This is a genomic window from Halosimplex yunnanense (assembly GCF_054504345.1).
Genome location: NZ_JBTJEL010000030.1, coordinates 183,302 through 208,388, shown reverse-complemented (window position 1 = coordinate 208,388; position 25,087 = coordinate 183,302). Strand labels below are relative to the sequence as shown.

19 protein-coding genes and 1 tRNA gene are annotated in these 25,087 nt (G+C 67.9%); 6 read left to right on the top strand and 14 right to left on the bottom strand.

The features are described from left to right. Window positions 1-30: 30 nt before the first annotated feature. From AB2U09_RS05410 to AB2U09_RS05380, 7 genes are all read right to left on the bottom strand, one after another. Complete coding sequence (locus tag AB2U09_RS05410; protein ID WP_459191672.1) at window positions 31-1,524, bottom strand: sialate O-acetylesterase; 1,494 nt, start codon at window positions 1,522-1,524, stop codon at window positions 31-33. Between the two features lie 77 nt (window positions 1,525-1,601). Continuing rightward, the gene (locus AB2U09_RS05405) at window positions 1,602-4,586 is read right to left on the bottom strand and encodes a fibronectin type III domain-containing protein (RefSeq protein WP_459191671.1); all 2,985 of its coding nucleotides are present in this window, start codon (window positions 4,584-4,586) and stop codon (window positions 1,602-1,604) included. 53 nt (window positions 4,587-4,639) lie between these two features. Then, window positions 4,640-6,112 (bottom strand): GH12 family glycosyl hydrolase domain-containing protein, encoded by a 1,473-nt coding sequence (locus tag AB2U09_RS05400; protein ID WP_459191670.1) that lies wholly within the window; start codon window positions 6,110-6,112, stop codon window positions 4,640-4,642. Further along, complete coding sequence (locus AB2U09_RS05395) at window positions 6,109-6,324, bottom strand: hypothetical protein (protein WP_459191669.1); 216 nt, start codon at window positions 6,322-6,324, stop codon at window positions 6,109-6,111. Before AB2U09_RS05395 ends, AB2U09_RS05400 begins: the two co-directional genes overlap by 4 nt. 195 nt (window positions 6,325-6,519) lie before the next feature. Then, window positions 6,520-8,523 carry a glycoside hydrolase family 5 protein gene (locus AB2U09_RS05390; RefSeq protein ID WP_459191668.1) on the bottom strand — a complete coding sequence of 668 codons (2,004 nt, stop codon included), beginning with the start codon at window positions 8,521-8,523 and terminating at the stop codon, window positions 6,520-6,522. Window positions 8,524-8,553: 30 nt separating this feature from the next. Further along, entirely contained in the window at window positions 8,554-10,443 is a 1,890-nt protein-coding gene (locus tag AB2U09_RS05385) for a cellulase family glycosylhydrolase (protein ID WP_459191667.1), read from the bottom strand. Between the two features lie 429 nt (window positions 10,444-10,872). Further along, window positions 10,873-11,946, bottom strand: a complete 1,074-nt coding sequence (locus tag AB2U09_RS05380; RefSeq protein ID WP_459191666.1) for a TrmB family transcriptional regulator — start codon at window positions 11,944-11,946, stop codon at window positions 10,873-10,875. Between the two features lie 235 nt (window positions 11,947-12,181). Between AB2U09_RS05380 and AB2U09_RS05375 the strand changes: the two genes are divergently transcribed. Beyond that, on the top strand, window positions 12,182-12,772 hold the full coding sequence (locus AB2U09_RS05375) for a 50S ribosomal protein L15e (protein WP_459191665.1): 591 nt from the start codon (window positions 12,182-12,184) through the stop codon (window positions 12,770-12,772). 149 nt (window positions 12,773-12,921) lie between these two features. On the opposite strand, the gene AB2U09_RS05370 is transcribed toward AB2U09_RS05375, so the two are convergent. The 4 genes from AB2U09_RS05370 to AB2U09_RS05355 form a co-directional block, all read right to left on the bottom strand. Then, window positions 12,922-13,902, bottom strand: a complete 981-nt coding sequence (locus AB2U09_RS05370; protein WP_459191664.1) for a phytoene/squalene synthase family protein — start codon at window positions 13,900-13,902, stop codon at window positions 12,922-12,924. Between the two features lie 239 nt (window positions 13,903-14,141). Further along, entirely contained in the window at window positions 14,142-14,378 is a 237-nt protein-coding gene (locus AB2U09_RS05365) for a DUF8015 family protein (RefSeq protein ID WP_459191663.1), read from the bottom strand. A gap of 353 nt (window positions 14,379-14,731) precedes the next feature. Beyond that, window positions 14,732-16,048, bottom strand: a complete 1,317-nt coding sequence (locus AB2U09_RS05360) for an RNB domain-containing ribonuclease (protein ID WP_459191662.1) — start codon at window positions 16,046-16,048, stop codon at window positions 14,732-14,734. 88 nt (window positions 16,049-16,136) lie between these two features. Then, complete coding sequence (locus AB2U09_RS05355) at window positions 16,137-16,430, bottom strand: DUF7562 family protein (RefSeq protein WP_459191661.1); 294 nt, start codon at window positions 16,428-16,430, stop codon at window positions 16,137-16,139. Between the two features lie 765 nt (window positions 16,431-17,195). Here AB2U09_RS05355 and AB2U09_RS05350 point away from each other — a divergent pair. From AB2U09_RS05350 to AB2U09_RS05335, 4 genes are all read left to right on the top strand, one after another. Then, a complete protein-coding gene (locus AB2U09_RS05350) occupies window positions 17,196-17,651 on the top strand; it encodes a pyridoxamine 5'-phosphate oxidase family protein (protein WP_459191660.1) in 456 nt (151 codons plus the stop codon). Between the two features lie 50 nt (window positions 17,652-17,701). Further along, the gene (locus tag AB2U09_RS05345) at window positions 17,702-18,415 is read left to right on the top strand and encodes a ferredoxin--NADP reductase (RefSeq protein WP_459191659.1); all 714 of its coding nucleotides are present in this window, start codon (window positions 17,702-17,704) and stop codon (window positions 18,413-18,415) included. A gap of 179 nt (window positions 18,416-18,594) precedes the next feature. Further along, window positions 18,595-19,878 carry a glycosyltransferase family 2 protein gene (locus tag AB2U09_RS05340; RefSeq protein WP_459191658.1) on the top strand — a complete coding sequence of 428 codons (1,284 nt, stop codon included), beginning with the start codon at window positions 18,595-18,597 and terminating at the stop codon, window positions 19,876-19,878. Between the two features lie 57 nt (window positions 19,879-19,935). Beyond that, window positions 19,936-22,125, top strand: a complete 2,190-nt coding sequence (locus tag AB2U09_RS05335) for a beta-glucosidase (protein WP_459191657.1) — start codon at window positions 19,936-19,938, stop codon at window positions 22,123-22,125. Window positions 22,126-22,185: 60 nt separating this feature from the next. On the opposite strand, the gene AB2U09_RS05330 is transcribed toward AB2U09_RS05335, so the two are convergent. From AB2U09_RS05330 to AB2U09_RS05320, 3 genes are all read right to left on the bottom strand, one after another. Continuing rightward, a tRNA-Arg gene (locus tag AB2U09_RS05330) sits at window positions 22,186-22,258 on the bottom strand. A 68-nt stretch (window positions 22,259-22,326) separates the two neighbouring features. Then, window positions 22,327-22,911: a 2Fe-2S iron-sulfur cluster-binding protein gene (locus AB2U09_RS05325; RefSeq protein ID WP_459191656.1), complete on the bottom strand. Its 585-nt coding sequence runs from the start codon at window positions 22,909-22,911 to the stop codon at window positions 22,327-22,329. 95 nt (window positions 22,912-23,006) lie between these two features. Beyond that, window positions 23,007-23,921: an NADP-dependent phosphogluconate dehydrogenase gene (locus AB2U09_RS05320; protein WP_459191655.1), complete on the bottom strand. Its 915-nt coding sequence runs from the start codon at window positions 23,919-23,921 to the stop codon at window positions 23,007-23,009. Between the two features lie 339 nt (window positions 23,922-24,260). Between AB2U09_RS05320 and AB2U09_RS05315 the strand changes: the two genes are divergently transcribed. Continuing rightward, on the top strand, window positions 24,261-25,019 hold the full coding sequence (locus tag AB2U09_RS05315; RefSeq protein ID WP_459191654.1) for a creatininase family protein: 759 nt from the start codon (window positions 24,261-24,263) through the stop codon (window positions 25,017-25,019). The last annotated feature ends 68 nt before the right edge of the window (window positions 25,020-25,087 follow it).

Here is a 25,087-nt window from a genome sequence, read left to right as displayed (position 1 = left end):
TTCGGTCGTGTGCCTGTGCCGGTCGCGTGCCTATTCGAGCCGTATCTCCGCGATTTCGAGCGTACTGGATCCCCCCTGCCAGAAGTTCAGCCGGACCGACGGCGACGACCGGTCGACCCCCGCCGCCTCCAGGTCGACGGCCACCTCCGAGGCGCTGGTGCCGACGCTGTCACCGGTGACGGTCGACAGGAGCGTCCGGACGCCGCCCATATCGAACAGCACCTCCGACTCTTCGCCGCCGTTGGCGCCGCTGACCTCGAACACCAGCGTGTCGTACTCGGAGACGTCGCGGTTGATCTGCTCCTGGAACCAGCCGCCGTTGTCGTACTCGAGGACGAGCGCGCCGTCGGAGACTTCGCCGCCGCCGTTCTCGAACGAGCCGGCACCGCACCACTGGCTCAGGTCGTTGCGGTGGGAACTCCACGCCGGGTCGCCGTCGTAGTCGTTCACCACCAGCGCGTCCCCAGCCGGGGTGTCGGTCGGCGGTTCCGGCGTGGCAGTGTCCGTCGGCGTGTCGGTGGGTGTGTCCGTCGGCGTGTCGGTATCGGTCGGTGTGTCCGGCGTCTCGGTCCCCGTCGCTGTCCCGGAGCCGTCCCCGGGATCGACGTGTTCGAGCATCTCCTCGGCGTAGCGCTCCCCGAGTTCCCGGTACGCTTCGGTCGTGAAGTGGGCCTCGTCCTGGCCCTCCAGCCCCTCGGCCGAGACGACGTGCGCGTTCGTGATCACGTCGGGGAGTTCGTTGACCTCGGAGTTGTGCAAGGCACAACAGCCGCCTTGCTCCTCGTAGAGCATCTCGCCCGCCAGGAACGGGACGTCGCCGATCTCGAGATCCGAGCGCAGGTTCTCGACGATCCCCTTGACGTCGGCGGTCCATTCCTGATCACCGGTGTCGGTCTCGCCCTGGTGGAACAGGATGCCCTTGATGGTGCCGACCTCCTGGGCCGTCTCGGCGAGGTCGACCAGCCACTGGTAGGCTCCGTCGAACTGCGAGGGGATGTCCCGGCCGTTGCGACCGATGGGCGCGCCCTTCTGGAAGAGCTTGATGTCCGCCCCGCTGACGGCCGCCGGGACGAGGCCGACGCCGCGATCCTCGGGCACCTCGTCGATCATCGTCTTCGCGAAGTAATCGCCGGGGCCGAGCCGCCCGTAACACCGGTTGAGCGGCGGTTCCGCGAGGTACCACTCGCCGTACTCCCGCTCGAGGTTCGGACAGTCCTTGTCCGCGAGGACGTGGATCCGGTCGTTGGTCTCCCGGTCCTGCTCCTCGATCGGCCCCTGTCCCTCCATGTTCGACTGGCCGAACAGGAGGTAGAGGTCGAGATCGGACGGGTCGGTCGCCGTCGTCGCGGACGCCCGGGAGCCCAGGCCGACCGCGACCGCGCCCGCCCCGATCGCCGTCCCCGCCTTCAGGACCCGCCGCCGGGACAGCGGGGCCGATCGTCCCCCCTCACCGTCGTCTGCCGGTCGAGCGTCGCCGGTCGTTTCGTCGTCGTGCGGTTCGTGCGTGTGGTCTTCAGGTGTCATGAATCTCGGTGGATCCCCACCGGCCGACGCCCGCCGAAACGGGACGGCCGACCGGTGAGAGCAGGTCGGTCGCGTGTCTATTCGAGGCGGACCTCGTCTATCTCCAGCGTGCTACTGCCGCCCTGCCAGAAGTTCAGCCGGAGCGACAGCGACGACGACGAGCGATCGACCCCGGCTGATTCGAGGTCGACGGTCACCTCGGAGGTGCTGGTGCCGATCGAATCGCTGGTGACGTTGGCGAGCAGCGTCCGCACGCCGCCCATGTCGAACAGCACTTCGGACTCCTCGCCGCCCGATGCGCCGCTGACGCTGAAGACGAGCGTCGAGTAGTCGGTGACAGACTGGTTGATCTGCTCCTGGAACCAGCCGCCGTTGTCGTACTCCAGCACCAGCGCGCCGCCGGAGACCTCACCGCTGCCGTTCTCGAACGACCCGGCGCCACACCACTCGCCCAGGTCGTTCTGGTTGCTCGACCACGCGGGGTCGCCGTCGTAGTCGTTGACGACCAGCGCGTCGTCCGATCCGCCGTCGTCGGACTGGTCGGTGGTCGCCTCGACGGTCGCCGTGGCGGACTGGTTGCCGGCGCCGTCCACCGCCGAGACGGCGATCGAGTAGGTGGTCCCGGCCGAGAGGCCGCTGACGGTCGCCTCCGTGGTCCCCGCAGCGACCGTCTGGTCCTGCGAGCCGTCGACCGAGACGGCGTAGTGGTCGAGACCGCTGCCGCCCGAGTCGCTGGAGGCGTCCCACGAGACCGTCACCGAGTCCGTCGCGGTCCCGGCCACCGAGAGGTTCGTGGGCGCGGTGGGCGCCTGCTGGTCGCCGTCGCCGGAGCCACCGGTCGTCGCGCTGACCGCCGCCGTCGGGGACTCGTTGCCGGCGCCGTCGACCGCCGTGACGCCGATCGAGTAGGAGGTCCCCGCGTCGAGGCCCTCCACGGTCGCACTCGTCGTGCCAGCAGCGACGGTCTGGTCCTGCGAGCCGTCGACGGAGACGACATAGTGGTCGAGGCCGCTGCCACCGGAATCGCTGGCGGCGTCCCACGACACCGACACCGACGACTCGGTCGTGCCGGTCACGGAGAGGTTCGCGGGCGTCGTCGGGGCCTGCTGGTCGCCGCTCCCGCTGGACTCGCCGAACTCGATCCAGTCGAGGTTCCAGCCGCCAGATTCGGCGGTGATCCGGACGATGTGTTCGCCTTCGGGGAGGTCGAGGTCCCCGACGCGGACCGCCTGCCAGTTCGACCAGCCGCCGGTCTGCCAGACGTCCTGCGTCGCGACCGTCTCGCCGTCGACGTCGATCCGGAGCGTCCCGCCGCCGCCGTTGCCGGCCGCGACGTTGACGTGCGTCTCGTGGGTGCCACCGGACTCGATCTGGACGGTGTACTCCAGCCACTCGCCGGCCGCGATGTTGCCGACGTTGTACCCCGAGTTCGCCGCCGTGCCGACGTCGACGGCCGTATCGCGGTAGGACGCGCCCCCCTTGTTCGACGGGGTCGTGTCGTAGTACGAGATCCCCTGTCCGCCCTCGTCGAAGTCCTCGGCCTCGACTCGACCGGGGATCTCGTGGGGTCCGTCGTAGGCGGACTGCTGGGCGTCGGTCGCGATGGTCTCGGCGGTGACCGTCGCGGGGGTCGACTCGTTGTCGGCGTCGTCCTCGGCGGTGACGGCGATCTCGTAGCTCGTCGCCGGCTCCAGCCCGGACACCGTCGCGGACGTGGTACCCGGAAGCGTCTCGGTCGTCTCGGTCCCGTCGACGGAGAGGTTGTAGTGGGAGAGGCCGGCCTCGCCCTCGTCGGTGACGGCGTCCCACGACACGTCGACGCTGATCTCCGTCGCCCCGGTCGCGGTCAGGTTTCCGGGCGCCGGCGGCGCCGTGGAGTCGTCGATCTGACTCGCCGGGACGCTATCGGCTTTCGTCTCCTCCAGCCAGGTCTTGATGTAGCCGCCCATCTGCTCGTCGCCGTCTTTCAGCGTCCAGTCGTCGGCCGCTCCCATGCCCGGCGAGTCGAAGAACGTCGGCGCCCACGAGTCGTCGAAACACCACGAGATCCAGCCCATGTTCTCGTAGCCCTCGGCCCACTGCCGGAACGGCTCGCCCCACCCGGAGGTGGTCCCCTGGTCGACGCTGCCGCCCTCGGGGTCCCAGCCGAACTCCGTGACGACGACCGGCACGTCGTTTGCAGGTTCGCCGTAGTACTGGTCGAACTCCGAGGGCGCGCCGTTGTCGGGGTAGATGTGCGCCGCGTAGATCAGGTTGTCACCCTCGAAGGGATACTCCGGGGCCATGTGGGTCACCGAGGTCCACCGCGGCGACCCGATGATGATCGGGGTGTCGGGGGCGTGCTCGCGGACGAGGTCGACCCACGGCTGGGCGGCGTCGCGCCACGTCTGCCAGGCGCCCGCGTCGTCCCCGTACATCGTCGGCTGGGTCGGCTCGTTGAACAGCTCGTAGATGACGTGCTCGTCGTCGGCGAACTCGGGGGCGACGGCCTCCCAGAAGGTCGTCATCACGTCGTCGATGGGCGCGAGCGTGTCGTCGTTGTTCGAGTTGTACGTCTCGGTCGCCTCCTGCGTGTACGGCCGGATGAGGTGGAAGTCCACCAGCGCGTACACGTCCCGGGAGGCGAGGATGTCGACCGACGGGCGGATGAACTCCTCGACGAGCGTGTCGATCCCGAAGTGGTCGACGCTGTCCTGCGTGAACGGCAGGCGGACTACGTTCGGGTTCCACCCCTCCGTCGTGTCGGTCGCCCGCCGCAGCACCTCCTCGAAGGACTTCGGGTGGTACTGCCGGTAGAACCCGGGGTCGGCCGTGGCCATCCCGCGGAGCTGGACCTCGTTGCCCTCGGGGTCGCGGATCCAGCGGCCGTCGGTGTGGAGCCGCGGCGTCGGCACGCCGGCGCTGGCCTGCCCGGCGAAGAGCGCGCTCGCCGCCGCGGCCGCGCCGATGCTCTTCAGCGCCGTCCGCCGCGTCGTCGTCCCGATGGTCGCCCCGTTTCGCCCGTCTGTCGGTGTCGATTCCCCGTTCTCCTGTCCGTCGGATGTCACGTCGTCGGATGTCATGTGTGTCCGTTGGTCTGTCGTCGTTCGTCGCGCTGTTCGCGTCCCCTGCCGCGCTATTCGAGCCGTATCTCCTCGATTTCGAGCGTGCTACTGCCGCCCTGCCAGAAGTTCAGTCGCAGCGACAGCGACGACGCCGAGCGGTCGACGCCCGCCGCCTCCAGGTCGACGGCGACCTCGGAGGTGCTCGTCCCGACGGAGTCGTCGGTCACCGCGGCGAGCAACGCGGACGTTCCGCCCATGCTGAACCGGATCTCCGACTCCTCGCCGCCGCTCGCGCCGCTGACCTCGAACACGAGCGTCGAGTAGTCGGTGACGCTCTGGTTGATCTGCTCCTGGAACCAGCCGCCGTCGTCGTACTCGAGGACGAGCGCGCCGTCCTGCACGTCGCCGCCGCCGTTCTCGAAGGAGCCTGCGCCGCACCACTCGCCCAGGTCGTTCTGATTGCTCGACCACGCCGGGTCGCCGTCGTAGTCGTTGACCACCAGCGCGTCGCCGGGTCCGTCCCCGGGCGTGTCCGTCGCCGTGGGCGTGTCCTCCGGCGTGTCGGTGGGTGCGTCGGTCTGGTCGTCCGTCTGGGTGGGAGAGGGACTCGCGGTGGGCGTCGCGGTCTGCCGTCCGTCGCTGCCGCTAGTGTAGGTCGTCCCGTTGATCGTGACGTCGAAAGTCTCGTAGGTCGTCTCGCCGACGCAGCCGCCCCAGTACTCGTTGCCGAGTTCGACCCCCGAGAGCCACAGGTCCTCGTCGACGTCGTGTTCGGCGGTGAGGTAGTCGACGATCTCGGTCATGTCGACCTTCCCGCCGTCGTGGCCCCCCTGTATCCGGAAGATGTAGAACGTCGCGTCCGTCCCCCCGGAGCCGTAGGTCGTCCAGTGGTCGACGGTGTTGCCGTACTGGTCCGTCCACGCGCCCTCGACGGTGACCCCTCCGTGGTCGTGCTGGTCGTTCCAGTCGAACAGCAGCATGACCTCGTACTGGTGGGTCTCCGTCTCCTGGCTCGGCGGCTGGTCCATCAGCCACCACTCCTCGGCCCAGTCCCACTCGCCGCCGGACTGGCTGTACTCCGCCTCGACGTCGAGGACCAGCTCGTCGACGTTCCGGCGCCGGATCGGGAACTCGTCGACCCCGGTGTCCGTGCCCCACGGCTTGGTGCCGACGAGCACCTCGGGGTAGTTGATCCCGCCGCCGGTGTCCGAGGCGTCGAAGTCGTAACCGTAGCTGCCGTCCTCGTTCAGCCGGATGCACTGGTCGGCCCCGGCGTTGCCCCACTGGTTGTCCAGCAGTGCGAAGCCGTCGGCGACGTCGATCCGCCCGTAGTCCTCGGTGTTGCACTTCTCCTCGACGGGCGCAGTCGCCGCGGACCCCCCGCCGAGCGCGAGGCCCCCGACGCCGAGCGCGGCACTGGCCGCGAGGAACCGCCGCCGCGACTGCGGGGTCCCGATGGGACTCTCGTAGCGCGCCTCCGCGTCCGAGAGCCGGTCGTCGCGCTGTTCGTCGTCCGCTGTCCGTGAATCGTCCTGATGTGTCATAGCTCGCGTCGTCTGGCCCGCCTGCCGGGACCGCCGGTCGGCGGGTCGAATCGGTCGAGTCGCTGTGCGATGTGGCTGCAGTACTCGTCACGACCGACCTGCGGCCACCGCGGCGACGCCGGACGGCGTCTCCCCTCCTCGGGGCGGTTGCAGTCCCCCGGGCCGGTCGTCCCCCCGTCGGACCGGCCCGTCTGTCCGGGTGCGTCCTCCACTGCCCGGTCGCGTCCTCCCGGCTGCATCCCCCGCCGCCCGGCTGTGCCACCGCGTGGCCGCATTCCCCTCTCGTTCGCCCGTCGTGTGACGTGGAGCGTGTGATCCCCCCACGGTCGGAAGCTTCGAAGCCGACCGGTCGACCGCGGATCACCGGACATCCGGGTCCCCGGTCGCCGCCGGCGTCCGTACCGTCGCTACTCCAGCCGTACCTCGTGGATCTCCAGCGTGCTACTGCCGCCCTGCCAGAAGTTCAGCCGGAGCGAGAGCGACGACGACGAGCGGTCGACCCCCGCCGATTCGAGGTCGACGGTCACGTCCGACGCGCTCGTGCCGACGCTGTCGTCGGTGACGTTGGCGAGCAGCGTCCGCGCCCCGCCCATGTCGAACAGCACTTCGGACTCCTCGCCGCCCGATGCGCCGCTGAGCCGCAGGACGAGCGACTGACGGTCGCTCACGCTCTGGTTGATCTGCTCCTGGAACCAGCCGCCGTTGTCGTACTCCAGCACCAGCGCGCCGCCGGAGACCTCGCCGCCGCCGTTCTCGAAGGAACCGGCGCCGCACCACTGGCCCAGATCGTTGCGGTTGCTCGACCACGCCGGGTCGCCGTCGTAGTCGTTGACGACCAGCGCGTCCCCAGCCGGGGTGTCAGTCGGCGTGTCCGGCGTGTCGGTCGGGGTGTTCGGCGTGGCCGTCGGCGTCGCCGTGCCGGGTGTCGTGGTCGCCGTCGCGGTGTCGGTCGGGTCGTCGGCCTGAGGCAGGTCGTCGTTGCGGTGCTCGTAGAGGAACTCCTGCCACCACTGGCCGGGCCGCGATTGGTAGTCGTGGATCTCCCAGCTGCCGTCCTGGCTCGTCTCGTGGACGAAGAAAGAGGGCTCCCAGGTGTGGTCGAAGTTCCAGCAGATCGGGTGGACCGGGTAGTTCTCGATGAAGTTCGCGAAGTCGTCGGCGTACTCGTCGGCCGTCCCCTCGAGGAAGTTGAAGCCGTCGCGGCCGCCGCCCTCGGCCCAGCCGAACTCGCTGAAGAACACCGGCACCTGCTCGGCGGGCGTGCCGAACGAGTCCGAGAGCGGGCGCATCCCGTCGTGGGTGTAGACGTGCCCCGTGTAACAGATGTCCTCGCCGCTGAACTCGTTGCCCGGCGCCCAGTAGGTCAGCTGGCTCCACCGCGGGGAGCCGATGGTGAGCAGGTTGTCGGCGTGCTCGCGGACCGTGTCGATCCACGGCTGGGCCCGGTCGACCCACATGTCCCAGTACTGCTCGTTCTCGGGCGCGTCGTAGGACGGGTTGCCCTCGCCTTCCTCGCCGGTCGAAGGCATCGACGTCGGCGAGCCCCAGTCGCCGGCGTACGGCCCCGTCGGCTCGTTGTACACGTCGTAGATGACGTGCGAGCGGTCGCTGTAGCGCGGGGCGACGAAGTTCCAGTACATGTGGAGTTCGTCGTCGAGTTCGGCCGCGTACTCCTCGGTGTAGCCGTCGAGCTCGGAGGCCTGGTCGTCGGAGTGCCAGAGGACGCCGCGCTCACCGCAGAAGCCCAGGTCGTCATCGAAGGACTCGCTGCCACATTGATAGTCGCCGATGTCCTCCTCGTGCTGGGGCTGGTGGAAGATCGGGAAGTGGCGGTGGTAGTCGATCATCACGTACAGCCCGCGCTCCTCGGCGGCGTCGACCAGCGGGTCGACGTACGACGAGAAGTACGTCTCCAGGTCGGACTCGCTGAGCTGGCCGGGGAGCAGCGGCCCCCAGTCGTCGTTGTGGGGCATGCTGCCGACGCTACCGGTGCCCGCATCGGCGATGTCCTGGGGCTGGGTCGGGATGCGGACGATCCGGTTGTACCAGCCGCCGTCGTTCGAGTCGTCGGTGTTGGTCGCCTTGTCGAAGACGCCCATGGCGTCCTTGCCGCGCCAGCTGCGCGCACAGCGGGCCGGGTCGGCGATGTTGACACCCCGGAGGATCACCTGGTTACCGCTCGGGTCGCGCAGGAGGTTGCCGTCGCGGTGGAGCGGCGGGGTGTCGATCCCGACCGCCGCGGCCGAGCCCATGAGCGTGCTGGCGAACCCGGCCGAAACGGCCGCTGCCCCCGTGGCCTTCAGGACGCTCCGCCTGGAGAATCCGCTCGACCCCGAGCCGTTCGTCGCCCGCGTGTTGTCTGGTGAATCGTTCGTCGATCGTCCGCTATCGTGTGAATCGTGGTCTGTCATCGGTGTGGTAGGGTGTGGGTAGTTGTCGCGCTATTCGAGTCGGATCTCGTCGATCTCCAGCGTGCTGGCTCCCCCTTGCCAGAAGTTCAGCCGGAGCGACAGCGACGACGACGAGCGATCGACCCCGGCTGATTCGAGGTCGACGGTCACCTCCGAGGTGCTCGTCCCGATGGAATCGTCGGTGACGTTCGACAGGAGCGTCCGCACCCCGCCCATGTCGAACAGCACCTCTGATTCCTCACCGCCGTTGGCGCCGCTGACGCTGAAGACGAGCGTCGAGTAGTCGGTGACAGACTGGTTGATCTGCTCCTGGAACCAGCCGCCGTTGTCGTACTCCAGCACCAGCGCGCCGCCGGAGACCTCGCCGCCGCCGTTCTCGAACGAGCCGGCACCGCACCACTGACCGAGGTCGTTGCGGTGGGAACTCCAGGCCGGGTCGCCGTCGTAGTCGTTGACGACAAGTGCGTCCGCTGCCGGCGTGTCCGTCGGCGTGTCCGGCGTGTCGGTGTCTGTCGGGGTGTCGGTATCCGTGTCCGTCGGCGTATCGGTGTCCGTGTCGGTCGGTGTGTCGGTGTCCGTATCGGTCCCCGGCGGCGTCGCGGTGACCGTGCCCTCGCCGGGGACCCCGTCGTTGCGGTACTGTTCGAGCCAGCTCTTGACGTCGTCGCCCATGGCGCCGCTGCCGGTGGTGAGCGACCACTCGCAGGGCAGGTCCGAGCAGACCTCTGGAACGGTTCCGTTGTACGGGTCGCCGACGGAGTCGTCGGCGTTCTCGGCGAACGGGCGATCGAACATGACCGGGCGCCAGACGGGGTCGGCGGTCCACGCCGTCCAGTGGATGGCCGGGCTCTTCTCGAGGAAGTCGTGGAAGGCGTTCCCGAACTCGTCGGTCCCCCCGATGTACTGGCCGCCGTTCTCCTCCCAGCCGAACTCGGTGACGAACAGCGGCGCCTGTTCGTAGACGCCGGCGACCCCCTCGCCGTTGCGGGAGGCGTCCTCCCAGTCCTGAGCGCGACTGGAGTTGTGCCCGGGGTAGATGTGGTACGTGTAGGCGATGTCCTCGCCGTCGAACTCCTCGACGAGCGCCCCTTCCGGACTCTGGGACCAGCTTGGCGACCCCATCAGGATCAGGTTGTCGGCGTGGCTCCGGATGGTATCGACCCACGGCTGGGCCATCTCGAGCCAGAGGTCCCAGACGTCGGCTACCCACTGCGTGGTGGTCGGGTCCTCCCACATCCCCGGCTCGGTGGGTTCGTTGTACACCTCGTAGAGGACGTGAGTGTCCTCGGCGTACCGCGGCGCGACGGTGTCCCAGAACATGTCGACCTCGTCCTGGAGGTCCGCGTTGACCGGGCCGCTCTGGCCCTCTGCCCACTGGACGTCGCGGTGGCGGTGGTAGTCGATGATGCAGTAGACGCCGCGTTCCTTGCACCGCTGGACCACCTCGTCGAGGTGGTTCGTCAGGTAGCTCTCCAGTTGCGTCTGATCGAACGCCGGGACGGGCGGACCCGAACCGGGCTCGTACTCGCCGATGTCGACGGGCTGGACCGGCACGCGGATCATCCGCGGGTACCAGCCGTTGCTCGCGTCGGTGAGCATGTCGATCACCTGCACGGCGGTCTTCCCCCTCGCCTGCGCGGTGACGTTGATCCGCTTGGGGTCGGCGATGTTGACTCCCCGGAGGGTCACCGTGTTGCCGTCCGGGTCCTTGATCAGGTTGCCGTCGCGGTGGAGCCGCGGCGTCGGGATCCCCGCCGACGCCGACCCGATGGCCCCCGCGCCGACGCCGAGCGCGATGGCGCCGGCCGCTGCGCTGCCCTTCAGGAAGTCGCGTCGGGACGGTCCCCCGCCGCCCCCACTCGACTCCGTGGATAGCGATTCCTCTCGTCCCCCCTTGTGGGGTTGCTGTTCGTTTGTCATTTCGACCTCCGTTACACACCGAGTGGTGTGTGTCACCTACATCGAGTTACCGGTATAAAATATTTTCCTAGTCCGAGAAGTAAGAACAACGTAGTTTAGAGGATCGGGCTACAACTAAGCACTCAGGCCCTCTAACCCACCATACTCGATTCGAGAAAACTATGAACTAATTCCGATAAGTCATGGTACAAATTCCGATATATCAAAGTGCCGTCTAGATAGTGCGATGACGGATTTCCCGTGGACACCGGACAGCACTCCGCGTCGTCCGCGGGGGTCGCACATTTTTACTCAAGTTAATACAATTAGTTTATACTTCCACAAGATATTATAGGTTGACATTATTGGGCGATGCTGTGAGAACGGAAGCGCCGTGGACGGGGCAGGGTCGGCTTCACTCCGACCCGGCCACGGCGGGCGGGAGCGGTGCTACGGCGTCGACCACTCGATCGCGTCGACGGTGACGCGCCGGGCTTCGAGGTCTTCGAGGAGCGCGCCCCAGCTCCCGACCGTACAGGTCCCCTTCGGTGTCCAGAGCGTGACCGTGGCCTGGCCGGCGAGTTCGAGCAGGGTCGGATGCTCCGGCGTCCGTGCGGACTCGGCGGAGTAGCTGACGTCCACGAGGACGCCGGAGACCTCCCGCTCGCGCCCCGAATCGGTCTCGGTGCCGCTGACGGTCACCGAGACGACGGCGTCGTCCCACCAGAGGGGGTAGACGTCCCGGATGAACGCTTCGAGGCAGACGTAGACCGGTTGGTCCTGGGATCGGCGGGAGACCGTCTCCCAGACCTCCCAGAGGCACGTCTGGAAGTACCACCGGAAGATGAACGGGACGATGTCGTCGTCGACGACGACGCCGTAGGGCTCGGGCATCCGCGTCGTGGGCGCGAGACACGCCCGGGTCCGGTCCGCCAGCGCGCAGAACGGACCGGGCAATGGCCGTTCGCGGATCTCGGTCACCAGGTCTGCGACCGGGTGGTTCGCGAGGTCGATGCCCTGGGTTGGGACGACCGACGCTCGGACGACCACGTCGTTGTCCATCGCGTCCGCGAGGGCGCGCTCGTAGGCCACCAGCTGTTCGTCGGTGAGCGCGAGGTCGACCGTCGAGTCGGCCTCGCGGATCAGGTCCTCGGCGTGGTCGACGACCGTCTCCACCCGCTTGGTGACGTTCATCTTGTTGTCCCCCAGCGGCGACGCCTCCCAGCGCTCCTCGATCTCCTCGGCGACCTCCGAGATCCGGTCGCTGCGCTCGTGGAGGTCCTGCACGAACTCGGCCGGCTCGCGAGCCCGCGCGTGGAGCGTCTCCCTGTCGAGCGTCTCCGCGTAGCCCATCTGCTCCAGTTCGTTCAGGACGTCGTAGATCCGCGGCACCGGTATCGAGCAGTTCCGGGCCACGTCGACGGCCGGCGACACCCCCATGTCGAGCAGCGTCAGGTACGCGTCCGCCTGGTACGACGTCAGCCCCGCGTCTTCGAGTCCCCCCAAAAGATCGTCGCGGTCCATCGTGTCTTTCTGGGTAAAATACAAACATATAATAATGTACGTATGACATACGTTGGGCCGTAGACACGTTCTCCGCCGGGCGAGTTCGGATCCCTTAAGGGCGCGAACGCGGAACTCGGAAGCAACTCGCTGGGCGGTCGGGCACCAGCGGGCACCTGCCTGTGCAGGTCGGGATGTGAGGCGTGCGGCCCTCGGGCCCGCCCTTGAACCACGCAACGCCCGGCGGTGAACACCCATGGCAAAGAGCTTCTACACCTACATCCGGGACGCCTGGAAGGACCCGGACGACGGCAAGCTAGCGGAACTGCAGTGGCAACGAAAACAGGACTGGCGCGAGGAAGGCGCCATCGAGCGCATCGAGCGACCGACGCGCCTCGACCGCGCCCGCTCGCTCGGCTACAAGGCCAAGCAGGGCATCGTGGTCGTCCGCGCGAGCATCCGCAAGGGCGGCGCCCGCAAGCAGCGCTTCACGGCCGGTCGCCGCTCGAAGCGGCAGGGCGTCACACGGATCACCCGCCGGAAGAACCTCCAGCGCGTCGCCGAGGAGCGTTCGACCCGCGTCTACCCGAACCTGCGCGTGCTCAACTCCTACCCCGTCGGACAGGACGGCAGCCAGAAGTGGTTCGAAGTGATCCTCGTCGACCCCGAGCACCCCGCGATCGAGAACGACGACGACCTCAACTGGATCTGCGAGGACCAGCACACCGACCGCGCGCTGCGCGGCCTCACCAGCGCCGGCCGCCGCAACCGCGGCCTCAACAAGCGCGGGAAAGGCTCCGAGCGAACGCGCCCGAGCCTCTCCAGCAACGAGAACCGCGGCCGGTAGACTCGCGACGCAGCCTTTTCGCAGTCGAGTCACAGTCCGACAGAGCCGGTGGCACGGCTAGCCAGCAGTATCCTCGCGGTGTCGCTCGGCGGGCAGTAAGCCCGTGAGACAGCCGAGTCGAAAATATCTGTCCGCGAATCGTCCAGTGGTCAGACAGAGTGGCTCGCGATACCGTCGGCCTCGACGCCGTCGCCGTCGCCGCCCCGGGAGATCCCACTGACGGCGTAGAAGACCGCCTCGGGGTCGCGGTGGCGCCGCCAGTGAACCCACGTCCGGACGAGCAGGTAACCCCGGCGTAGCCGGCCGAGTTCGGGCGTCTCGCTGAGTACGTCGTACCCGCGGGAGCGGATGAGCCGGTGGTGTTCGGCGTAGAAGACCGCCGCGAGCAGGACGCCGAACTGGCAGTCCTCGGGGAGCAACCGGATCCCCGCGACGCCTTCCCGGTAGCGCCGTTCGGTGCGCTGGAGTTCGTGACGCATTGCCGCGACGAAGCCGTCGCTGACCCGCGCCTCGGCGAGGTCCGATTCGCTGACGCCGTAGCGCTCCAGCGTCTCCTGTGGCACGTAGACGCGACCGTAGTCGTGGATGTCCTCGCGGACGTCGCGCAGGAAGTTGGTGAGCTGGAACGCCTCGGCGAGCGCTCTCGCGTGTGGGAGCGCACGCTCGCGCTCGGCCTCCGGCATCTCCATCGCGGCCATCATCATGTTCGCGACCGCGACGGAGGAGCCGCGCATGTAGGCCTCAAGGTCCTCGTACGTCTCGTATCGGGCCGTCTCGACGTCCTGCAACATCGCGTCGACGAAGACCTCGATCTCCTCGTCGGCGATCCCCTTCTCGGCGGCCAGCGTCCGAAACGCTTCCAGCACTGCCCGCTCGTCCTCCGGTAGTTCGGCGTGGTCGGGGGACTCGCCGAGGGCGATCGCCCGCATCGCTTCGAGACGGCGGCGCTGTGCGTCCGGGTCCGGGTCGTCGGGTCTGTCGACGACTTCGTCGGCGACCCGGAAGAAGGCATAGAGGACGTACGTCGCCTCGCGCACCCGCTCGGGGAGCAACTTCGTCGCGACGTAGAACGTCCGCCCCGTTTGCCTGTGGATCCGTTTGCTCGTGTCGACGTGGTCGCTCTCTGTCATGGATGGTGCTGTCTCAGCGGTGCGTCCCGTCCGCGAGGACTCCCGGCGGGGCCGTTGCGGAGCGCGGCAGCGACGACCGTCCGTATGGTACGGTTCGTGAGATATTTAATAAACAGCCCACCAAACGTGTACGGTTCGGCCGTCGCGTGACGTAGTGGCGACTTACCGGGGATCGACGAAACGACGGGAAAACGTGTCTTTCAGGTGTTATCTAGGCGCTACCGCGTGGAAACGGTCGGTTATCGGCCGCGTCCCGGTTCGGGCGGGTTCACGAACAGGCCGTCGGCGACGGCGAGTGCGCCGACGAGCGACGCGGCCGCCACGAACGCGGACGTTGGAAGCGACGTGACGATCGATCCCGCGAACGCCAGCAGGAACGCCGCGGGGATCACCAGTAACAGGAGGTCGTACCGGGAGAGTCGTCGATCGGCAGTGCTGTGCTCCCGCGCAGTGCGAGTCCTGTCGCTGGTTGCCATCTGTTCGTCACCTCTCGGTTGATCGTACAACTGAGCACCACTAAAATTTTATGCCAGTTTAGTTCTCCGAACACACTTCGAACTCCCAGTAACCAGCTATCGATTATTCTCATATTATTTTGCTGAATTACGAGAATTAGAGGGCGGACGGAGTGCCTCGAAGCGCGGTGCTTCGAGGGAGAACATCGGTAAGCGAAACCATACTCGAGACAGGACCGTCGTAGCGTGGGACGCACTGCTCAAAATGGGGCAGATCGGCGTGAGGGCAGTCAGGTCGGTCGACGCAGACGGAACAGCAGTGGAATCGATCCGGTCGAGCCGGCGGGGAAAGAGCGAATCAGTCGCCGCCGCGGTCAATCGTCGTCGTCGATCACTTCGAGACCGCGGTTGTTGACGGCGTGGGGGTCGAGGCCGACCTCCTGCAGGAACTGCTTGTACTCGCGTTCGCACTGCTCGGCGTCCTTCTGCTTGTCTGAGGCGTGCTGACAGAGCGCGGCGAGGTCTTCGGGGACGTCGTTGGTGGCGACGATCCAGTGGTTGATGAGATCCGACAGCCGGCGGATCGGCGAGGTGAAGTGGCCGTAGATCTCGAAGTTCAGCGCGTGGTGGCCGCCGAAGGGGTCGCTCATGTACTTCGCGCGGGGCATCACGAACATCACGGCGCGCTGGATCTTCGAGAGCTGGCGCCCGGGCGCCTGTTCGAGCGTCGCGTTGACCGCCTTCCGGGGGTCCTCCCACTTGTCACCGGGGATCGAGACGCCCTCCAGGTCCTGGATCTCCCGCAGCGCCTCGTCCCACTCCTCGGGAGAGGGCTGGGGGTGGACGCGGTACATCGCCTCGACGCCGCGGTCCCACATCAGTTCGTGCGTGACGGCCTTGTTGGCCTTGAGCATGCACTCCTCGATGATCGTGTGGGCGCGGTCGCGGGCGGGGTTGAGGACGAGCGAGCCGTCTTCCTTGCGCTGCTGGTGCATCCGGTCGGCCAGCTCCCAGACGAGTTCGGTCTTCTCGGCCAGGTCCACGTCGGTGTCTTCGAGCAGGTCGTCGGCGCTCTCGGGGTCGTCGAGGATCTCCTCGCACTCGGAGTAGGTGAGCCGCGCGTCCGACTCGATGACCGACTTGTAGATGTCTATCTCCTCGTAGGAGAGCGTCTCGGGGTCGAGGTGCATCTCGACGGTGTGGGCCAGCCGGTCCTCGTTGGGGACCAGCGAGCAGACCGTCTCGGCGAGGATCGGCGGCAGCATGTGCATCGTGTACGCGGGGAGATAGACGGTGTTCGCCCGCTCGACGGCCTCTTCCCACATCGCGGTCCCGGGCGTGACGTAGTGGGTCACGTCGGCGATGTGGACCCAGAGGACGTACTCGTCGTCGCGCTTCTCGACGGAGATAGCGTCGTCGAAGTCCTGCGCGTCGATCGGGTCGGTCGTCCACGTCGTCATATCCCGCAGATCGCGGCGCTCGTCGACCTCGTCGGCGATCTCCTGCTGGACGTCCTCGGTCCGCGCCTTGGCTTCCTGCATCACCTCGTCGGGGAACTCGTCGCGGATCTCGAACTTCTCGAACAGCTGCTCGCGTTTGTTCGCCAGGTGGCGGGCCATCTCCTCGTCGATTTCGACGGGGCCCTGCCCCTCGACGGTGCCTGCCTGGGCCTGGGCGTCCTGGTCACTCATGCCCGGGCCTTTGACGGTGGTACTGATAGTCTTTCTGTGCTCTGGGCACCAGCGGCGGTCAGCGGGCGGCGAACGACGGAAGACGCTGTCAGTCGCCGACGGAGTCGCGCCGCTCGGCGTGTTCGAGATAGGCTGCGAGAAACGCTTCCTGTCCCGTTTCGACTGTACTGGACTCGACGTCTTCGAGGATGGCTTCGAGGTCACCGCGAGGCTGGTGGCAGCGGTTGCGGTCGCAAGGCTTGCAGAGGTACTCGAAGTCCTTTCCCTGCCGGTCCCAGCGGTCGCCGAACTTGTCGTACTCCCGTGCGTCGGACCGGGGGACATCCTCGCCGCAGGCGATACACGTCACCTGGCTCTGCCCCCGTTTCGAGGAGCGCCACATGTCACCCGCTTCGAACGTCGCCCACTTATCCCTTCCCGCTGAACACGAAGGCCAGACGGATGGCAAATGCCGCTACCGCCGTCCGCGATCTCTCAGCCGATCCATCGCCGGTCGCCTGCGACCCGCCGACCGACTCGAAGCGGCCGCCCCAGCCCTCGTCGACGGGAACCTGTCCCGCAACCCCTCGATCTGCCCGTCAGGCGACGCATCCGCGACGACGGCGGAGACCGTCCGCGCGTGGTGGGCCAGGTCTCGCGGTCGTCGGGCGCGGTCCGGGTCTCGCGGTCGACGACACGGTCGCGGAACTCGTTCCGTTGGCGTACTCCGGAGAGCCTGAAAAGCGGCCGACCGGCATACGCTGGCTGGACAGCCGACGCTGACGGCCGCTGGTGGCGATCGGCGCAGCCACCGCTCGATCCCGCTATCGCCGATTCAGTCTGACCTACTCTCGACCCGAGAGGCCGGAATTCGTCGGGTCCTGCCGTCGAATCGCTGGACTGGGGCTTTATACTCGATTCCGGCCCGACCTGCCGATAGCCGTTCATACACTTCATAGCGCTATATTAAATTCGGGATCGGTAGCCCAACCGGTCCCAGAGTCAGGCCCGGCGAGCGGCGACCGTTCGGCGGTCTTCGTGGAATCCGGATCGCGCTCGCTGAGTCAGACTGGGAAAATCAGCCCCAGAGAGGCCAAAACGACTGATTCGTCGGGAGGCCGCGACATCCGGGCGCGCGCTTATTATGCCGACGGACGTATCGTCAGGCATGACTGACGCCAGCCACATCGAGATGGACGAGGGGGAGGTCGACGAGTTCCTCGGGAGCGGCGGGACCGGGGTGCTCGCGCTGTCGACGCTGGGTGACGAACCGCCCGACGCCGTCCCGGTGTCGTACGGCTACGACTCGAGCGACAGCGTGTTCTACTTCCGTATCTCGATCGGTCACGAGGACGACCCCCTAGAGCTGGCCGACAGACCGGTCACGTTCGTCGTCTACGGGGCCGGGAGCGAGGACGACCGCTGGCGTAGCGTCGTCGCCCGCGGCCGACTCGAAGACACCGACGAGCAGGGCGTGGGCACGGACGTGCTCGCCGAGATGGAACGGGTCGACATCCCGCTGGTCGACGTCTTCGAGGAGCCGTTGCGGATGGTGGCGTTCGACTTCTTCCGACTCGACCCCGCGGAGCTGACCGGACGCACGGAGTCGCTGATCAACGACTGAGTCGACGGGCGACAGCACGTCTTTCCGTCACGAACCCCTACGAAGCACCGATGACGCTGTCCGTCACGGTCGCAGACGTCCATCGGATGACGCCCAACGTGAAGCAGTTCCGGCTGGTCGCCGACGACCACGAGTTCAGGTACGAACCCGGCCAGCACACCGCGGTCCACTTCGAACTCGACGGCGAGGACGAAACCCGGCCATACACCGCGGCGAACCTCCCCGGAACCAACCAGCTCGTGCTCGCGATCAAGCGCTACGACGACGGCAACGGCTCCGTCTACATGCACGAGCGGACGCCGGGCGACGAGATCGAGATCGACCCCGTCGACGGCAACCTCTCCGTCCGCCGCTTCGACCGCGACGCCGTCTTCGTCGCGACCGGCACCGGGATCACGCCGCTGTACCCCATGCTCAAGCAGTACGCTCGCGTCGGCGTCGGCGACGCCCACTTCGTGTTCGGCGAGCGCGACGAGGAACACCTCATCTTCCGCGAGAGCCTCGACCAACTCAACGCCGAGCACGAGAGTCTCTCGGTCGACTACGTCCTCTCGGACCCCGACGACGAGTGGGAGGGACGGACTGGCCACGTCCAGGATCACCTGCTCGAGATTCTCGGCGTCGACCTCGAGGACGCGGACTGCTACCTCTGCGGCGTTCCAGAGATGGTCGTCGAGACGCAGGACCTGCTCGAATCCGCGGGCGTCGACGGGGAGTCCATCTTCACCGAAGGCTGGGAGGCCGACGAGGCGGACTCGGAGTAAATTCCGGGCCGAGCCGGCCCGGTTCGCGGAGCAACGTCAATTCCCCCGTCTCTCACTGGCGTAACACTTACCAGACGACCGAGTGTATCGACGTGGACGGACGCCGACAGCCGAGGCAATCCCGCTTCCCCGCGACCGCACAGTGGACCGCCATCGACTCCCCGACGTCCCCGCTCCGTATGCGAACGCTCCGCCGATGGACAGCAAGCGGCTGTTTCGCTCTCGCGACGCTCGCCGTCGTCACCCTCGGGTTCGTCCAGGGCCGGATCACCGTTACGCTCCCGCTGTTCGTCGGCCTCGGCGACGTCGCGGTCCCGAACGCGGCGATCGCGGCGCTGAGTTTCACCGCGACGCTGCTCGTCTCCGGCGGCATCTTCTTCACCGAAGTGCTCCGCGAGCACGGGCGCGGACCGTATCCGACGACCGGGCCACGGATCGCCGCAATCGTCCCCTCGTACGGGGACGCAGGCGCGCTCCACCGGAGCGTCGAGAGCCTGCTCGACGCCGACTACGAGGACGTGCACGTCTACGTGGTCTGCGAACCGGGAGACGACGCGACGATCGCCCGTGCCCGCTCGCTGGCCGAACGCGGCCGGGTCACCTGTCTCGTCAACGACCGCGACCCCGGGTCGAAGGCCGCCGCCGTCACATACGCCGTCGAGCGGACCGACGCTCCCTATCTCGGCGTGTTCGACGCCGACGAGCGCGTCCATCCGACCTTCCTCCCGGCCGCAGTCGCCGGCCTCGACGACCACGAGGTCGTACAGGGCCGGACCTTCCCCCGCCCGGACGGCCTGCTCGAGAGCATCACGTACTACGAGTCGGTCGTCCTGGGGTATCTCAGCCACCGGCTCGTCTCGTACCTCACGGACTTCGACATGGTGGCGAGCAACGCCCTCGCGATGCGCCGGGGAGCCTACGACCGCGTCGGCGGCTACGACCCCCGGATGCTCACCGAGGACTTCGACTTCGCCTTCCGGTGCTACGAGGACGGCGTCTCCGTTCAGTCGTCGTTCGCCTATCCCTCGGAGATCGAGGGCGCCCACGCCCTCGGCGACTGGTGGGGCCAGCGCAAGCGCTGGATGACCGGCTACGCACAGGTGTTCCACCGTCGACTCGGTCGCCTTCACCCGTTCTCCAAACCCCGGAGCGCCGCGTCGCTGGTCTTCTGCGCCGGCGCGATCCTCGGGAACTTCGTCATCCTGTCGCTGATCCCGCAACTGGCCGTCCTCGCGGCCATCGGCGCGTCGGCCGTGCTCGCGGCGACCGTGGGCACCCTGTGGGGTATCTGCCTCGGTGCACGCCTGCTCGACGCCCACATCGGCGTCGTCGACGGCGTCGGCCTGACGTGGCTGCTCATGCCGTTCGCGCTCCCGTTTTTCAGTCTCGCGGCCATCAAAGGGATCGTCGAGTATCCCATCTCCTGGGAGGGCGAGTGGTTCCGCGTCGAGAAGGAGGGATGACGGCCGTCACGTTCCCGGCATAACCGATATCCGGCCGCCGCTCGTCACTGCGGGCAGATGACCGACGCCGGCCGAGTCGACGCGCTCCTCGCCGAACTGACGCTCGACGAGAAGCTCACGCTGGTCCGCGGGCAGTCAGACCCGACTGGCCACGCCACCGGCTACCTCCCGGGCATCGAGCGGCTGGATATCCCGCCGCTGCGGGTCGTCGACGGACCGCTCGGCGTCCGAGACCGCGAGGCGACGGCGTTCCCGGCACCGCTGGCGCTCGGGGCGTCCTGGGACCCCGAGCTCGCACGCCGAGCCGGGCGTGCGCTGGCGGCCGAGACCCGCGCGCGCGGTCACGACGTCGTCCTCGCGCCCGGGCTGAACCTCGTCCGCGTGCCGACCTGCGGCCGGAACTTCGAGTACCTGAGCGAGGACCCCCGACTCACCGCCGCGATCGGCGCGGCCCACGTCGAGGGAGTCGAACGCGCGGGCGTCGCCGCGACGGCCAAGCACTTCGTCGCGAACAACCAGGAGCACCGCCGGGACAAGATCGACGTCGTCGTCGACGAGCGCACCCTCCGTGAGATCTATCTGCCGGGGTTCCGCGCGGCGGTCGACGCCGGCGCGTCCGCGGTGATGGCCGCCTACAACCGAGTCAACGGACCGTACATGAGCGAACACCGGGACCTGCTGGAGGGCGTCCTCCGCGACGAGTGGGGCTTCGAGGGCGCGGTCATGTCCGACTGGTGGGGGACTCACGACGCGGTCGCGTCTGCGGAGGCCGGTCTCGATCTGGAGATGCCGGGCGCCTCGCCCATCGAGCGGCTGGCCCCGCACAGTCGAGCGCTCCGCGCGATGCTCCGACTGCGCCTCTCGGACCGCCTCGGCATCGACCCGCCGCTGTCGTGGCACGCGTTCGACCTCCTTGCGGCCGACGACGGCCAGCCCGAGCCGTACCCTTACGACTTCTTCGGCGAGCGACTTCGGCGGGCCGTCGTCGACGGCGCTGTCCCCCGTTCCACCCTCGACCGGATGGTCCGGAACGTACTCGGACTCTACGGGCGACTCGGGATGCTCGACGGAGGCGGCCGGCTCGATTCGCCCACCGTCGACTGGGCGGCCAATCACGACCTCGCCCGCTCGATCGCTCGAAGCGGAACGGTGATCCTCGAAAACGACGGCGTCCTGCCGCTCGGCGGCGACGAATCGGTGGCGGTCGTCGGCCCGAACGCCGACGAAGCGAAAGTCGGCGGCGGCGGTAGCTCGGAGGTGACGCCCACCCGGACCGTGAGTCCACTCGCCGGACTCCGCGACCGAGCACCGCAGGCGGTCTTCGAACGCGGCGTCAGGCGAATTTCGAGCCCGTCGATGTACGACCTGTCGGGGTCGGGACTGTTCCGGCGACTCGGGCCGAAGCCGGACTTCGAGGCCGCGGCCGACGCGGCCGCCGCGGCGGACGCCGCCGTCGTCGTGGTGCAGGACGGCGCGACGGAGAGCGAGGACCGCGACTCGATGCGCCTGCCCGGCGAGCAGGATCGCCTCGTCGCCGCCGTGGCCGAGGCGAACCCGCGAACGGCCGTCGTCTGTCGGACGAGCGGTCCCGTCGAGATGCCGTGGGTCGACGACGTCGCGGCCGTCCTCCAGACGTGGTACCCCGGACAGGCCGACGGCGCGGCGCTCGCGGACGTGCTCTACGGGGACGACCCCGGCGGCCGCCTCCCGGTGACGTTCGGGCACCGCTTCGTGGACTACCCGGTCGCGGGCGACGAGCGCCGCTACCCCGGCGTCCACGAGCACGCTCACTACGACGAGGGCGTCTTCGTCGGTTACCGCGGGTTCGACCGCGACGACGTCGAACCGCTGTTCCCCTTCGGCCACGGCCGTTCGTACGCCGAATTCGCTTACGAGGACCTGACCGTCGAGCGGGCGGAGGCGAGCGATGCCACCGGAGACGGATCCGGACTCGACGTGGCCGTCACCGTCGAGAATCGCGCCGACCGGCCCGGCAGGGAGGTCGTTCAGGCGTACGTCGAGCCGCCCGCCGCACCGGTCGCTCGGCCGAACCGCGAACTCGGCGGTTTCGCCGCGGTCGAGCTCGACGGCGGCGAGCGCCGGCGCGTCTCGATGTCGATCCCCCGCCGTGCGCTCGCCCGGTTCGACCGACGTGACGGCTGGACGGTCGATCCGGGCGAGTACGCGGTGGTAGTTGGGCGTTCCTCGCGCGACGAGCGGTTTCGAGCGCACATTGACATCGAGTGACCCGGCCGAGTTTCGGAAGGAGCCGGAGATGGAACTCCGCGTCGAGCGAAATCGGAGAAGCGAGCCCGCGGGGATTTGAACCCCGGACAACTTGGTCCGGAACCAAGCACTCTGTCCACTGAGCTACGGGCCCTCGTACCACCGTACCGCAGTGCGGGCCTTAACGGTTGTGAGACGCGACGAAAACGGTCGCGCCGACGGTCAGGGCTGCTCGCCCGTCTCGATCGTGAAGTCGTCGGTCGGGTACGCGACGCAGGTCAGGCAGTAGCCGTCTTCCATGTCGTCCTCAAACAGCGACTCGTTCTGGCTGTGGCGGATGTAGTCGCCGGCCGGGCCGTCCTGGATCTGTCCGGCGCAGGAGACGCACTGGCCCTGTCGACAGGCGTAGGGGAGGTCCCAGCCCTCCTCTTCGCCCACGTCGAGGATGTTCTCGTTGTTGGCGATCTCGATGGTCTCGCCTTCCTTGGCGAACTCGATCTCGTAGTATTCGACCTCGTCGTCCGAGATGGCGTCGGGGTCGAAGCCTTCGTCTTCCTCGCCGCCTTCCTCGCCCTCTTCGAGCTCGGCACCGCCCTCGCCGGCGGGGATGGCGCCCGCGGCGCCGCCGCCGATGGAACGGTTCATGGGTTCGGGGAAGTCGGTCTCGGGCACCGCCGCCGCTCGCCGTTCGAGGACCTCCTGGGAGATGTCCGCCGGCGGCTCCCAGCCGGTCCCTCGCGCGTAGTGGATCGCGACGACGATGAGCGTCAACCCGGCCCCGAGTACGACACTCGTTAGGGTGTCCATGTGTCCGGATTTGGAGCGCCCGTATAATTAGGTGACGCTTCATTCCCGGACAGCGACCGGGAACGGCGCCGAACGTGTTCAGTCGCCGAGAAAACTCACTCGTCTCTGCGCGGCACGTCGTGGCGACCGAACCCGTACCGGAGACGGTTGGCCAGCCGCCGCGAGAACCGCCCGGGACCGTCCCCGCCCGAGGAGCGCGAGTCGAACCGCTCGGCCAGCGCCTGATAGATGAGCGGTACCGGAACCTCCTGTTCGAGCGCTTCCTGGACGGTCCACGTCCCGGTCGAGCCGCCCTCGACGCGGTCGGCGACGGTCCCGAGGTGGTTGCCCTCCTCGCGGAACGCCTCCTCGCACAGCTCCAGCAGCCACGAGCGGATGACCGCACCGTTGTTCCACGTGCGCGCGACCGATTCGAGGTCCAGGTCGTAGCGGCCGTTCGCGAGCAGCTCGAACCCCTCGCCGTAGGTCTGCATCAGCGCGTACTCGACGCCGTTGTGGACCATCTTGACGTAGTGACCGGAGCCCGCGGCGCCCATGCGGTCGTGACCGGCCGGCCCGGTCGCGACCGCGTCGAACACCGGGACGAGTTCCTCGTAGGCCCACTCTGGGCCGCCGACCATCAGCGAGAAGCCTTCTTCGGCGCTGGCCGGGCCGCCCGAGGTGCCGCAGTCGAGGTACGCGGCGGGCGTCGACTCCGCGCGGCGGACCGAGTCCTCGAAGTAGGAGTTCCCGCCGTCGACGACGACGTCGTCGCCGTCGAGGTGCGGTTCGAGGTCGTCGAGGGCCGCGTCGACGGCTTCTCCGGCGGGGACCATCAGCCAGATACGCTTGTCCTCGCCGAGGCGCTCGGCGAGGTCGACGACGGACTCGGCCGGCGTCGCGCCCGCGTCAGCGGCCGTCGCGACCGCTTCTTCGTCGAGGTCGAAGGCCACCACGTCGTGACCTGCCTCCAGCGAGCGGTCGACGACGATCTGCCCCATCCGTCCGAGTCCGATGACGCCCAGTTGCATACCTGCTCGCTCGCCGGGCGCGCAAGTAGGGGTTGTGGTTCGACGTGACCTCTCGCAGGCGGCCGCTCGTTAACGCCCATTCGCAGGCCCACCCGGACCGAGTCACGCGGATTCAATATATCGTTATGCCATTGACAGCGTCAGACGCTGCCCGAGATCCGACGACCGACCCAGACCCGAAATCGTGGGACAGAGAGACGGAATCAACCATTCCACGGCGATCGAGGACGACGAGAAAGCGATTTGGACGCAGCAATGCTAGACGCACCGGATCGTGTGTGGTAACAAGCCTCAATCAGCCACAAGGACTTCGCGCTGGACGCCTGTAGCCGCGGCCGAATGTCTTCTTGTGACTCGGTACGCCTCGCGGAGCTATCGTGGACGGGGGTAGAATCGGCGCTCGACCGCGGGACCGACACGGCGATCGTTCCGGTCGGGTCCATCGAGCAACACGGACCGCACCTCCCGCTGAACATGGACACGCTCGACGGCACGGAACTCGCCCGGCGGATCGCCGAGGAGCTCGGGGACGCACTCGCCGCGCCCCCGATCCGCCCGGGTTGCTCCGGTCACCACATGGAGTTCCCCGGAACGATCACCGTCCCGCCCGAGACGCTGATGGAGGTGATCCGCTCGTACTGTCGTTCGCTGGACGAACACGGCTTCGAGCACGTGGTTCTCGTGCCCACCCACGGCGGGAACTTCGGCCCGGTCACCACGGTCGCGCCGGATGTCGGTCGCGAGATCGACGCGAACGTGATCGCGCTCGCGGATCTCGACGAGCACATGCGACTGTTGAACGAGGGGCTCGACGAAGCGGGCGTCGACTACGACCAGGACGTCATCCACGCCGGTGCGGCCGAGACCGCGATCGTGCTGGCGATCGACGACGGACTGGTCCGGACCGACGAACTCGAACCCGGCCATGAGGGGGAGATTTCGACCGCACGATTGCTGAGCGAAGGGTTCCGGGCGATCACCGACAACGGGGTCCTCGGTGACCCGACCGAAGCGACCGCGGAGGCCGGCGAGACCATCCTCAAGCGAGTGACGGAGTGCTACGTCGAGCGGATCGAAGCCGAGCGCGACGTGATCTGATCGAAAGAACACCGAGCGGTCCAGTCGGCGGCGTTCCTCGTCGACCCGTTCATCGTCGCGACCGGGAT